The organism is Brevibacillus borstelensis (assembly GCF_037834415.1).
In the GTDB taxonomy this organism is placed as follows: Bacteria; Bacillota; Bacilli; order Brevibacillales; family Brevibacillaceae; genus Brevibacillus; species Brevibacillus borstelensis_A.
In genome coordinates this window covers 58,554-70,010 of sequence record NZ_JAUMSJ010000027.1, presented here as the reverse complement: position 1 = coordinate 70,010, position 11,457 = coordinate 58,554, and the positions used below count along the sequence as shown (strand labels likewise).

General features: G+C 51.2%; 11 protein-coding genes and 2 pseudogenes. 3 read left to right on the top strand and 10 right to left on the bottom strand.

Annotated elements, in window-relative coordinates:
* Positions 1 to 151: 151 nt before the first annotated feature.
* Positions 152 to 295: pseudogene (locus Q3F21_RS19225) on the bottom strand (transposase); the annotation flags it as partial.
* Here Q3F21_RS19225 and Q3F21_RS19220 point away from each other — a divergent pair.
* A pseudogene (locus tag Q3F21_RS19220) lies at positions 290 to 760 on the top strand (IS256 family transposase); the annotation flags it as partial. The pseudogenes Q3F21_RS19225 and Q3F21_RS19220 overlap by 6 nt on opposite strands.
* Positions 761 to 788: 28 nt before the next feature.
* Here the strand turns inward: Q3F21_RS19220 and Q3F21_RS19215 are convergent.
* The 3 genes from Q3F21_RS19215 to Q3F21_RS19205 all read right to left on the bottom strand — a co-directional run bounded on the left by Q3F21_RS19215 (position 789) and on the right by Q3F21_RS19205 (position 2,163).
* Entirely contained in the window at positions 789 to 1,361 is a 573-nt protein-coding gene (locus tag Q3F21_RS19215; RefSeq protein WP_340256675.1) for a hypothetical protein, read from the bottom strand.
* A gap of 75 nt (positions 1,362 to 1,436) precedes the next feature.
* Positions 1,437 to 1,916, bottom strand: a complete 480-nt coding sequence (gene rlmH / locus Q3F21_RS19210) for a 23S rRNA (pseudouridine(1915)-N(3))-methyltransferase RlmH (protein ID WP_340256673.1) — start codon at positions 1,914 to 1,916, stop codon at positions 1,437 to 1,439.
* A 4-nt stretch (positions 1,917 to 1,920) separates the two neighbouring features.
* Positions 1,921 to 2,163, bottom strand: coding sequence for a CxxH/CxxC protein (locus tag Q3F21_RS19205; RefSeq protein WP_340256671.1), 243 nt, complete (start codon positions 2,161 to 2,163; stop codon positions 1,921 to 1,923).
* 370 nt (positions 2,164 to 2,533) lie between these two features.
* Here Q3F21_RS19205 and Q3F21_RS19200 point away from each other — a divergent pair, with 370 nt between their 5' ends.
* Positions 2,534 to 2,716: an H-type small acid-soluble spore protein gene (locus Q3F21_RS19200; RefSeq protein ID WP_340256668.1), complete on the top strand. Its 183-nt coding sequence runs from the start codon at positions 2,534 to 2,536 to the stop codon at positions 2,714 to 2,716.
* Positions 2,717 to 2,784: 68 nt separating this feature from the next.
* Here the strand turns inward: Q3F21_RS19200 and Q3F21_RS19195 are convergent, their stop codons facing one another.
* The 4 genes from Q3F21_RS19195 to cls form a co-directional block, all read right to left on the bottom strand.
* Complete coding sequence (locus Q3F21_RS19195; protein ID WP_340256666.1) at positions 2,785 to 3,936, bottom strand: DUF4179 domain-containing protein; 1,152 nt, start codon at positions 3,934 to 3,936, stop codon at positions 2,785 to 2,787.
* 18 nt (positions 3,937 to 3,954) lie between these two features.
* The gene (locus Q3F21_RS19190; protein ID WP_340256663.1) at positions 3,955 to 5,115 is read right to left on the bottom strand and encodes a DUF4179 domain-containing protein; all 1,161 of its coding nucleotides are present in this window, start codon (positions 5,113 to 5,115) and stop codon (positions 3,955 to 3,957) included.
* On the bottom strand, positions 5,081 to 5,656 hold the full coding sequence (locus Q3F21_RS19185) for an RNA polymerase sigma factor (RefSeq protein ID WP_340256661.1): 576 nt from the start codon (positions 5,654 to 5,656) through the stop codon (positions 5,081 to 5,083). The genes Q3F21_RS19190 and Q3F21_RS19185 overlap by 35 nt, the downstream gene beginning before the upstream one ends.
* A 209-nt stretch (positions 5,657 to 5,865) precedes the next feature.
* Positions 5,866 to 7,317: a cardiolipin synthase gene (gene cls / locus Q3F21_RS19180; RefSeq protein ID WP_340256682.1), complete on the bottom strand. Its 1,452-nt coding sequence runs from the start codon at positions 7,315 to 7,317 to the stop codon at positions 5,866 to 5,868.
* 202 nt (positions 7,318 to 7,519) lie between these two features.
* Here cls and Q3F21_RS19175 point away from each other — a divergent pair, with 202 nt between their 5' ends.
* Positions 7,520 to 8,974 carry a HAMP domain-containing methyl-accepting chemotaxis protein gene (locus tag Q3F21_RS19175; RefSeq protein ID WP_340256659.1) on the top strand — a complete coding sequence of 485 codons (1,455 nt, stop codon included), beginning with the start codon at positions 7,520 to 7,522 and terminating at the stop codon, positions 8,972 to 8,974.
* 80 nt (positions 8,975 to 9,054) lie between these two features.
* On the opposite strand, the gene Q3F21_RS19170 is transcribed toward Q3F21_RS19175, so the two are convergent.
* Both Q3F21_RS19170 and Q3F21_RS19165 read right to left on the bottom strand, forming a co-directional pair.
* Entirely contained in the window at positions 9,055 to 10,272 is a 1,218-nt protein-coding gene (locus tag Q3F21_RS19170) for a S1C family serine protease (protein WP_340256655.1), read from the bottom strand.
* Between the two features lie 155 nt (positions 10,273 to 10,427).
* Complete coding sequence (locus tag Q3F21_RS19165) at positions 10,428 to 11,216, bottom strand: MBL fold metallo-hydrolase (RefSeq protein ID WP_340256652.1); 789 nt, start codon at positions 11,214 to 11,216, stop codon at positions 10,428 to 10,430.
* Positions 11,217 to 11,457: the final 241 nt, after the last annotated feature.

Below are 11,457 nucleotides of genomic sequence, written 5' to 3'. Positions count from 1 at the left end.
GTTGAAGGAACTTTCTTGCCGTCCACCTCATATAAGTTATTCATTGGGGTCTTATCAGCGCCGTCAACGAAGAACTTTAATGATGGTAAAGTAACATCAATTTTTTGAAGTATCTCTTCTGCAAAAATAGCACCAGTACTGAATAGCACTGCTCCGACTTCGGATAGCATGCTGAAATAGCCTCCGAAAAGCCACGAAGGTTATCGACACTCGTAATAAGAATGTCTTGTACTCCACGATTCTTCAGTTCATTGAGAACATGAAGCCAGAATTTTGCCGATTCATTCTCACCGAGATCCAGAAGTGTGTTATTCATCAAATCCGCAATTCAATTAAGTATGTTTCCTACAAGGATTTAAAGAAGATTACGGCTGATCTAAAACCTATTTATAAAGCTCCAACGGAGCAAGCTGCCCTAGAAGAACTAGACCAGTTTGAACAAACCTGGGGTAGTAAATATCCCTTGATGGTTCGTTCATGGAGAAACAATTGGCATGAGATTGCCACTTTCTTCAAATACCCTCCAGAAGTTCGAAAGATCATCTATACAACTAACGTTATTGAGAGCTATCATCGACAACTTCGAAAAGTAACGAAGGGAAAAGCCATTTTCCCGACAGATGAAGCTCTTCTTAAAATGTTGTATCTAGTAACCATGGATGTACTGCGGAAGTGGACAGGACGAGTTCATAACTGGGGACAGATTCTCTTGCAGCTATCTGTTTTCTTCGAAGAACGAGTACAGCCATACATCCGTTAAAAAATGAAAGGCCTCATCCCCGAAGGGATTATCTTTCTCTCCACCAACGCGTCAAGGGTTCGCTTCGCCTTACGCCCTTGACTCTGTTGGCTACGAAAAAGATGTTCCAATTAGGGGGATGAAACCTATTCAAATATCGGTTGATTGAGTTTACACAAAAATCTTGACAGACCCATGCGCCAAGAGAGTGTAACACCGATATCATATGCCTGTGTCTTTCCTTTAAGAAATCTGCATCTGTTCCTAAATTGAATATCTTTTTGTTCCATAAATATTCCACTATTTGAATATCCTCTTGAGACTTGTAAACAGAATAGTTATATACTTCTACCACTGGAACATCCTTTACATCCTTTAGAAGCTTTTCTGCTACCTTTAAGCGTCTATGAAACAACCAATCTAATTGGAAGTAGAATTGGTAAATAATAAACCCAATAGGAATTCCTGCTCCAAGTATGAACGTAACAGGAGCTACAAGATTATAATCTTTTTTTACGATCTCCTGTAGAACAAAACTTGGGGTTAGTAACCAATAGCTTACCACAACTAAGATAAATATCCATCCTGGTATCCCCCATCTGAGAAATTGATTTTCACTCAATTCATTCCCCTCCATCGTTAAGCTTGCTTATGTATGATTGATCAAATACGATTTCCTGCCTACACTTGTTTACCATCACTTGTGATACGGTTCCCCCCGCCCAATCCGAAACGCCCGATAAACCTGCTCCACCAACACCAACCTCACCAACTGATGCGGAAACGTCATCTTGGAAAACGACAACTGCACATCCGCCCGCTTCAGTACCTCAGCCGACAACCCCAGCGACCCGCCAATGACAAACGCCACCTGGCTGCGCCCGTGCAAAGCCAGCTTGTCCAGCTCGCTGGACAGCTTCTCCGACGACCACATCTGCCCGTCGATAGCGAGCGCGATCACGTACTGATCCGGCTTGATCTGCGCCAGAATGCGCTCGCCCTCCTTGCGCTTCACCTGCTCCATTTCGCTTGCGCTCAGCTCTTCTGGCGCTTTCTCGTCGCTGACCTCCACGATCTGCAGCTTGCAATACGCCGACAGGCGCTTGGTGTACTCCGCGATCCCTTCCCGCAAGTATTTCTCTTTCAGCTTGCCCACCGTTACGATCGTAATCTGCACGCCCTTACATTCCCTTCTCGCGCAACAACGCAATCTCAGCCGGAGCTCCGCACTCGCGGCAGCGCTTGTCCAGCGTATCGTCCTCGATAGAAGCGGCGCGGTACGTATCCGGCGCAGCCTCGAACTCATCCACATACTCGTCTATCTGCGTATCCGCATGCTCCATACAGGCAAAGCGCACCGGATGCTCCGGGTGCAGTACTACGTCCTTGCCCTCGATGCGAATCGTTTTTTCTTTCTTGTCCATTATGTAAATCGTCCCCTCCGTACCTGTTTGTCGTCCTTATTCTACCCCAGAATGCCCGGTTTTCAAATGGTGCGGGAGCTAAGGCCCTACATGTCTTTCCCCATTGGAAAAAAAGCGCTTCCCGGCATATGCTACCCGAGAACATCATGGCAGTGGCCGAACGATATGCGGGATGGGGCCTTGATTACAAAGATATTCCCCTTGACCGACAGCTCATTACGCTCTCTTAAGTAATTGGCAAACAGCTGCAATTAACCATTACTCTCCCTGGACCAACAGTAATCTCATACCCATAAAAACACGTCTCGGAATGCTTTCCCACCCCTCCAGCAAATACTAGTCGGGACAACAACACGAGGAGGTCTGTAAAATGAACAAGCAACGCGCCAAGGAAATCGCAGCTTCCCCCGTCATGGCGAATGTCACCTTGGACAGGGTGCCTGTCTATATCCAGCACGTGGACGACGAGTCCGACATGGCCAGAGTCTATCCACTGGACGAGCCAGAACGCGAACAAAGCGTACCCGTAGACAGCCTGGTGGAACATCACTAAAAAACATCCCGTTCCACTGCAAAATAGTGGGTCGGGATGTTTTTTTACGTTGTCATTCTTTTTGTCCTTTACCGCTGTTTCAGCAAATGGGACAGCGGTATGCGATTGTACGTGTGCAGGTAGCCGTTGACGTCCACAACGATCTGAAAACGTTCGCCATTGTAATCAAATTCGGCAGTCCCCGTTTGTCTTTTCGCGGTCTTATTGTAGGTTCTCATGCTTATTTCCACTGTTCCGATCTTCTGATACTGCTTCACATGTTCACTACCAAGCAGTTTTTGGATAAATTCGGCTGCTTTTTGTCTGTAAAAAGCCTCCGTTTGCGTACTTTTTTTTGGCTCTTCCCTGAAGGTGGGAGAACCAAAGGAGCCATAATCCAATAGCTCTCCTGTCGTACTGTCAAACTCCATCGCGGCAAACATTTTCCCCTTGTCGTCAAAATTTCCGGTTTCATGGAGCGCGATCCCCCATATTCCGCGAATTTGCCCGTTGTTTGTCATCGGGCTTTTGGAATACCCCGTCATTTTCAGGCCTTTCAGCAGCGGTTCGGCCTCCAATAATTTTTGATAGTTTTGCTGAACATGCTTGGGCAATGGTTCCTCTGCTTTGTCAGGGGCAGGCGTTGCGGATCCCCCTGCACCGCTTTGCGTGGACGGGGATACTTTTGGAGACAGCCCTGCGCCATCTCCCGGCTTCTGCTGTTTTGCCACCGGAATGTCCAGCTGCGCCGATGTCTTTGGATCTGTCACATCATTGCCAAACGCCACCTTCGCATGCAAGGTAAACTTGTCTGGCAACGGCTCCGTCAATTCGATATTCCTGATCCCTTTAAACAGGTTTCCGTTCACCCGCTCCACTTCTTGACTGCCTTTGTATTGAATTGGCTTGTCGGAATTGTCCACGTTAAATTGCCATATCTTAATATTGCGGGCAATTTTAAGAGCTTCTGCTTCGTTTACAGTCTTAGGTATCTGGATCGTGTAACCGATATCGATGCGCGAGCCGTCATAGAAAACCTCGTTCACCGTCACCGTCATTCCGTTTACCGTCACACTTGGACTGGCCTGTGCGGCTTTTGTCTGTCCGGTTGCGGGTTTCACAGTCGCTGCTTGCGCGGTTGAAGTCTGTGCCGGGAGGGCTGCCGTTATGCCAGTGACTGTGACCACGCCCGCCAAAAATAGACCGCCGATTGTTTGCGATGTCCGTTTGTTTCCCATCATGATCTCTCCTCTTTTCATTTATTTGTTTTGACTGTCCGCTTTGAGCGGAATGATTACGGCCTTATCCGTTTCCTCGACGCCGTTCATGCTCGGGATGAGCTTGACGGACTCCGGTCTTTCCCTGAAAGGAATGACAAACCTTCTCCAGATTCCCTTCTCGTCATAAGTGAGGGTTTCTTCCGCCTCTTCGATGGCCTCTCCCTTGTCGTTTATTAACCTATACGCAGGCTCATACGGTTTATCGTCCGGCGGAATCTCTTTGAGCAAAACGGTCGTCGACGCCGGAGTAAGCGTTACGGATTCCACTTCAAATACATAGCCGCTTTGCATGGTCTGGGAAATTTCCGGGGACAGCTCTGCGCTGTCTTCCGACTTCATCTGTTTTGCCACCGGAATGTCCAGCTGCCCCGATGTCTTTGGATCCTCCAAGTCGTCGCCAAACGCCACCCTCGCATGCAAGGTAAACTTTTCAGGCAACGGCTCCGCCAATTCGATATGCTTCATCCCTGCAAACAGGTTTCCGTCCGCCCGCTCCACATCTTGGCTGCCTTTGTAATGAACAGGCTTGTCGGGATCGTCCACGGTAAATTGCCATATCTTGATATTGCGGGCCATTTTGAGCGCTTCTGTTTCGTTTGCGGTTTTGGGCATCTCGATGGCATAACCGATATCGATGCGCGAGCCGTCATAGAACACTTCGTTTACTGTCACCGTAATTCCGTTCACAGTCACGCTTTGGCTGGCCGGTGCGACAAGTCCCTTTTCCCCGGCGATATGCAAGGTTTCATCCTTGAACAGGGAAAACACGGATCGGACCAGCGGAATGCTTTTCAGCTTTTCGGCCATCGTCGGCGACGAGAAACCGGCAGCAAGCAAGATGACAAAGAGGAAGCAGGCAGCGGTTGCCGCAAACATCCATTTTCTCGCGACGCTTTGCGGGCGGACGGGGGCTTTCGTGGTCCCTGCCGTTTCAAACAATGTTTGCCTGATTCTCGCTCGAGTCCCTGGATCTGAGGAGAGCGCCTCTCTCTCACGTTCCAGCTCCTGTACGACCTCGATGAAACCGGAAAATTCTCGTTCAAGAGCATCGCTTCGCAAATCCGTCCGTGGTTCCATTATCTGCTTGGAAAGCTGCTCCATCTGCTCAGACGAAGCTGTTTTTCTGCTGTCGCCGTTCATCCATATCCCCCCATCCGCGTAATTTGCCTTTCAGCTTTTCCAGAGCCCGATAGAGCCGGTTTTTGACCGCGCTTTCGCCCATCTGCAAAATTTCTGCGACCTCGACGAGGGTACAATCCGCGAAAAATCTCAGCATGATGATCTCCCGCTCTGTCTCGGGCAACTGCTGCAAAGCGGATAACAGATCGAGCTGAATCGCTGTCCGCTCGGCATGCCCCTCCGATCGTTCTGCCTGTATGGTATCCAGCTCCGTCTCCTGCGGCCGTCGTCGAAGCCTCCTGTTTTCGTCCAGCAGCACACGCTTGGCGATCTGGAACAGCCAGGTGGAAAACAGCGATTCTTCCCGGTAGCTGGACAGTCCGTTCATGGCTTTCATAAAAGTGAGCTGTGTCAAATCTTCTGCGTGCGACCTCCCCACCTTGAATGCAAAATAGCGGTAAATTCGCTCAAAATAAAAATCGTACAGCGGAGCAAAATCCTCGCGCTTCCGTTTGGCTCGCGAAACCCAGTAGGCCGGGTCAAAAGGCGTCGATTCTTCCACTTCCCTCCCTCACTCCCTTCACATGAATTAGACGCCATCCTTTCGGGGATCGACACATCATTTTTTGGAAATTGAAAAGAATGCTGAAAACAAACAAAGCGGCCGAAGACACGGTCGCTTTTTCCTGCAAATTCCTGCTGTGTACTTTGCCTACCTGCTACTGCTCACCCGCTTTGCTTTCATCCCTTGAACGGCCTAGACATTCACGCCTACAAAATCGGCGACAGCAGCCTCGTCAGCGACTCCTGCAACCGCGCCTTCAGCGGCCTGCCCTCATACTCCTCCCGCGTGACCTCATGACACTCAGCCAAATCCTGGATGAAAATTTGCTCCAGCCGCTCCGCCATAGCCGAGTCAAACAAAAATGCATTCGTCTCAAAGTTGATCTTGAAGCTGCGAATATCCAGATTGGCCGTGCCCACGGAAGCGATCTGCCCGTCCACGACCATCGTTTTGGCGTGCAGGAAGCCTTTCTCGTAGCGGAAGCAGCGCACGCCGCTCTTCAACAGCTCGCCCAGATACGACTGGGACGCCCAGTAGACCAGCTTGTGATCGGCCCGGCCGGGGATCATGACCCGGACATCGACGCCGGACATGGCGGCCATCTTGAGTGCAGTCAGCAAGCTGTCGTCCGGGATGAGATAAGGCGACTGCAAATAAATGCGCTCCTTCGCCTTGTAGATCATTTTCAAATAGCCATGCTTGATCTGCTGTTTTTCGGAGTTGGGGCCGCTGGAAACGATCTGGACACCCACGTTCCCAGTCTTCTGGATCGGCGGGAAATAGCGCGGTTCGTCCTCCATCCGCCGCTGCACCTGCGCCGACAGATTCCAGTCCAGGTAAAAGCGCGCCTGCAGCAGATGGACGGCGCTGCCGGTCATCCTCAGATGCGTGTCCCGCCAATACCCGAGCTTCTTGTGCATGCCCAAATACTCGTTTCCGATGTTGAATCCGCCGATATAGCCGACCTGACCGTCAATGATCACCAGCTTGCGGTGATTGCGGAAGTTGACCCACACGTTGACATACGGGATCGGCGACGAGAAAAACGCGGCCACCTCTCCCCCTGCCTCGACAAGCGGCCGGAAAAAACGCGGCGTCAGCTCGGACGAACCGACCGCGTCGTACAGCAGCCTCACCTTTACCCCCGCCAGCGCCCGCTCTGTCAAAGCCTGGATCAATCGCTCGCCCAGCTCGTCTTTGCGGATGATGTAATAGAGCAGATGGACGTGGTCCTTCGCCTCGGCGATATCGGCAAACAGCGCGTCAAATTTGGCCTGCCCCTCGGTATATATGTCAATGTGGTTATCCTGCGTAAACAGCGCGGCATCGCTGACCAGATTCATGTGAATCATATCGCGGTGGTCGACCATGGCTCGATCGTTGAAGGGGAGACTCCCTGTTTCCATCTTCCTTTTCTGCTCCTCCAGCACCACCCGGTAACGGGAAAATTCCCCTTCCCTCAGCTTGTAGAGCTTTCGGCGCGACAGTCTTTGCCCAAACAGCAGGTAGATGACGAAGCCAATCCCGGGCAAAAACAGGAGAACCATGAGCCACGCCCAGGTAGAAGCGATGTTGCGCCTCTCCATGAAGATTAAAACCACCGCCAACAGCAAATTGACTATCGACAGACCGGTGTAGATTTGTTGAAACAGCTCCATTTCGCTGAACCACCCCTGTTCCTGAGCGTTGATTTTTCCTGTATATGGACGTCCCGTCACAGAGCTTTCTCCTTTTCCCATTTGACCCCATTGTACACGATCCCTCATCACTTACCTAATCCTGCGCAAAAAAATAAGAGCAGCTCATCGGCGTCTTTCACTTTTTGGTTTCAATCCCGTTATCCAGTGGTACTTACTAAGTATGAAACCCCATCTGGAGAGGAGAACAACCATGACCATACGGAAAAAGGTTTTAGTTGGTTTTGTCATGCTGTTATGTTTTTTGCTGCTCGCTTCCGCTATATCGTTATTTCTTATGGGAAAAATAGGAAATAAGGCAGAGGAGATAAATAAAAACTGGATGCCCAGCGTTTTGGTGCTCGGCGATCTGGATGAGGACATTTCCAACCTGCCCGCTATTATCTCTCAGACCGGCCTTGAAACCGATCTCGAGAAAATCAATGCCCTCGAAGTCCAAGCAAACAACGCGCTAAAGGATATCGAACAGAAACGGGCGGAATACGAAAAGCTCATTTCATCCGATGAAGAGAAAGAAATATACGGCAATTTCTCAAGCCACTGGCAAGCCTATGCCGAACAAATTCCGGCTGTACTGAAGGTTGCCAGAAACAACGACACAGCTAAAACCGTAGAAGCGATTAACCGTACGCAAACTCAATGGACCGAAGCGAAGAAGGTCATTTCATCGCTCGTCGAATTGAACGGAAAAGGGGCCAACGCGGCCACTGCGAGTGCTGTCTCACTCAATATCACCGGTTTTATTACCGTCATTTCGATCAGCGTTATTGCGCTCGTCATCGGCATTATCCTGGTGCTTGTCATTATGCGGGACATTCAGAAGGTAACGCAGCAGATCCAGCAATCCTCCGAGAGTGTTGCCAGCTCCTCGGAAGAAATCTCGGCGAGCGTCGAAGAGATCGCCTCCGGCAGCCAATTCCAGGCCAGCACCGTCACCAATGTCTCGGAAATGATCGAGCAGATGAACCAGGCCATTGCGCAGGTGGCCGTAAACATCGAGCAAACCAATGAGTTCGTCAACAAAACGGTGGATGTCGCATACAGCGGCGGACAGATGATGGCAAACTCCATCGAAGGCATGAAAGACATCACGCTCAAAGTAGACGAGCTGCTGGCGAACTCCCAAAAGATCGACAGCATCATCAGCTCGATCCAGGATATCGCCAATCAAACCAACCTGCTGGCCCTCAACGCTTCGATCGAGGCGGCGCGGGCCGGCGAGCACGGGCGCGGTTTTGCCGTGGTAGCCAGCGAAGTAGGCAAACTGGCCAAGCAGAGCAGCATCGCCACGAAAGAAATTATCGACTTGATTGGCCAAATGCAGACCAGCACGCAAAAAACGGTCGACACGGTCAACAACGGCAGTGCCCTCGTATCGCAAGCGTACCAATCCTTTGATGAAATCGTCCGCTATGTAAAAGAGACGTCGACGCGGATTTCCGAAGTGGCCGCGAGCTGCGAAGAGCAAAGTGCCCAAACCTCCGAAGTTCTCAAGGCGGCACAAAACATCGCGGCAGTGACCCAGGAAACGTCCGCAAGCACGGAGGAAACCTCCAATGCCGTCGTTGACATGGCTCGAATGGCGGAAAACCTCAACCAGCTTGTCGCGAAAATCTGAACCAAAAAAACGGAGGCCCAACGTGGGTGCCTCCGTTTTTCTTTTGCTTTGCTTGTATGGAAAACGAGTTTATCGCGTTATTATTCGGAAGGTAGATTCCCCAGTATCACCGTCGTCGTTTTCATAAACCCATCGCGGTAGAAGGTGACTTCCATCTTTTCTCCCGGCTTCTTGTTCAGCGTCAGGTATTTGCGCAATTGAGCGCCGTTGTCGATAGCCTTGCCATCCAGCTTGACGATGACGTCGTATTGCCTCAGGTCGGCCTGACCCGCTGGCGAGAATTTGCCCGGCTGTTTGCTGACCACAACGCCCGCTTTCACGTCGTTTGGCAAATTCAGCGTCTCTTTCCAGTGGTAGCGCGGTACGCTGGTCAGATTGTACGGCTCAATGCCCAGATAAGCCCGTTTCAGCTCGCCGTACTGCATCAGGTCACCGACGATTTTCTTCACGTCGTTGATCGGAATGGCAAAGCCGAGTCCTTCCACGCCTGTCTTGGAGATTTTCATCGTATTGATGCCGATGACCTGTCCCTTGATATTGATCAGGGCGCCCCCGCTATTCCCCGGGTTGATCGCCGCGTCCGTTTGCAAAACGTCCAGCTCCCAGTCGTCCTGGCCGTCTTCGTTGATATCGATCGGCATCGAACGATTCAGCGAACTGATGATGCCTTGCGTTACCGTACGGGAAAATTCAAGTCCGAGCGGATTGCCGATCGCGATCGCCGGCTCTCCTACCTTGAGCGTGCCGGAGTCGCCCAGCTCAGCTACCTTCTTCACCTTGGAGCCGTCGATCTCCAGTACCGCCAGATCGGTGAACGGGTCTGCCCCCAGCACTTTTGCGTCAACAGTGTCGCCATTCGGCAGTGCTACCTGGATCTTGCTTCCTCCGGAAATAACGTGATTATTGGTAATGATGTGCGCTTTGCCGTTTTTGTTTTCAAAGATGACGCCAGAACCCTCGCCGCGTTGAACCTGTTCTTCGTTAAACCAGTTCACGACCCTGCGGGTATTGATGATCCCTACGACCGCATCTTCCGTTTTCTCCACCGCTTCCACCGTGGCCGAAGTAACCTCGACCGACACAGGCTGCGCGAACAGATTGGCGGCCGGATTGCTCATCGCGTTTGCCGTGCCCGGCTCTACCATAGAGATGTATCCTGATTTGGAGAGAGACGGCAGCATCAAGAGAACTACCATCCCCCCAATCACCGCGGAAGTAACGGAGGTCATCACCAGGCGTCCCATTCCATTTTGACGCTTTTTCCGTTCCACTTGCGCCATGTCATCGTAAAAACCCATGGTTCACGCTCTCCTTTCTCTATTACCTAGCTTTGCAGATTTTGCTGATGCGTATACCATTTGACACTCTCAGTATACGACCCGTTTTCGGCAAAATGGCGTGAGAATTATGGAAAGGTTGTGGAACTCCTGGAGGGAGCCGCAGACGGCTTCGTCTATAAAAATTCCAGCTTGGTCGGACGGTCCGGGTACGTTTCCCGCAGATGGACGTCATCCCCGACCTTGAGGCCGCTCTCCTCCAGAATCCCTTTTACGGTCAGACGGGCCAGATCGATCATATTATTCTCTTTGCTCAAATGCGCGAGGTATACCCTTTCGGCCCGCCCGCCCAAAAAATCGATCATCGCCTCGCCCGACGCTTCGTTCGACAGATGGCCCACGTCGCTCAAAATGCGCCGCTTGATGCTCCACGGGTACTGCGACATGCGAAGCAATTCGACATCGTGATTGGCTTCAAACACATAGGCGTCCGCGCCGCGAATCGTCTCCTTGATCCGGTCGCTGACGTAGCCGAGGTCAGTCGCCACGCTGAGCTTCTTGTTGTTGTGGTAAAAGCAAAAGCCCATCGGCTCGACGGCGTCGTGCGAAATGCCAAAGGACTCGATGCCCAAATCCTCCAGCTCCTTTTTTTCGCCTACTTCAAAGAACTGCTTTTGTTCCTCTCGAATCGTACCGATCTGCCCGTCCATTTCAGACCACGTCTTTTGATTGGCAAAAATCGGCAAATTATACCTCCGGGCCATAACGCCGATTCCTTTGATATGGTCGACGTGCTCGTGCGTCACCAAAATGGCGCTCAGCTCTGCCGGGTCTGCGCCGATCTCGCGCAAAGCCGCTTCCGCTTGCTTGCCGGTGATCCCCACATCGATCAATACGGAGATGCGATCGGTTGCCACGTAGATCGCATTGCCGGTACTCCCGCTCGCCAATACACTAAATCTCACCACAAATCCCTCTTCTCTCCGGCATGCACACGGGGGAGCCGCGGCGTGAATAGTGGCGTCCCTTCCTTCTCTTCATACTGCGGCCGTGTACCTGCCTCCCTTGCAAAATGTTGTCTTTATCTGTGAAACTGCTGTGCTCTTCAACGTTTGTTTATCCGTGCTTGTTTTGCAACGTTTGTTTTTCCGCGTTTGCTTTTCTGCGTTTATTTTTCAACTTGCATTTTCAGCGTTTGCTTGTCCG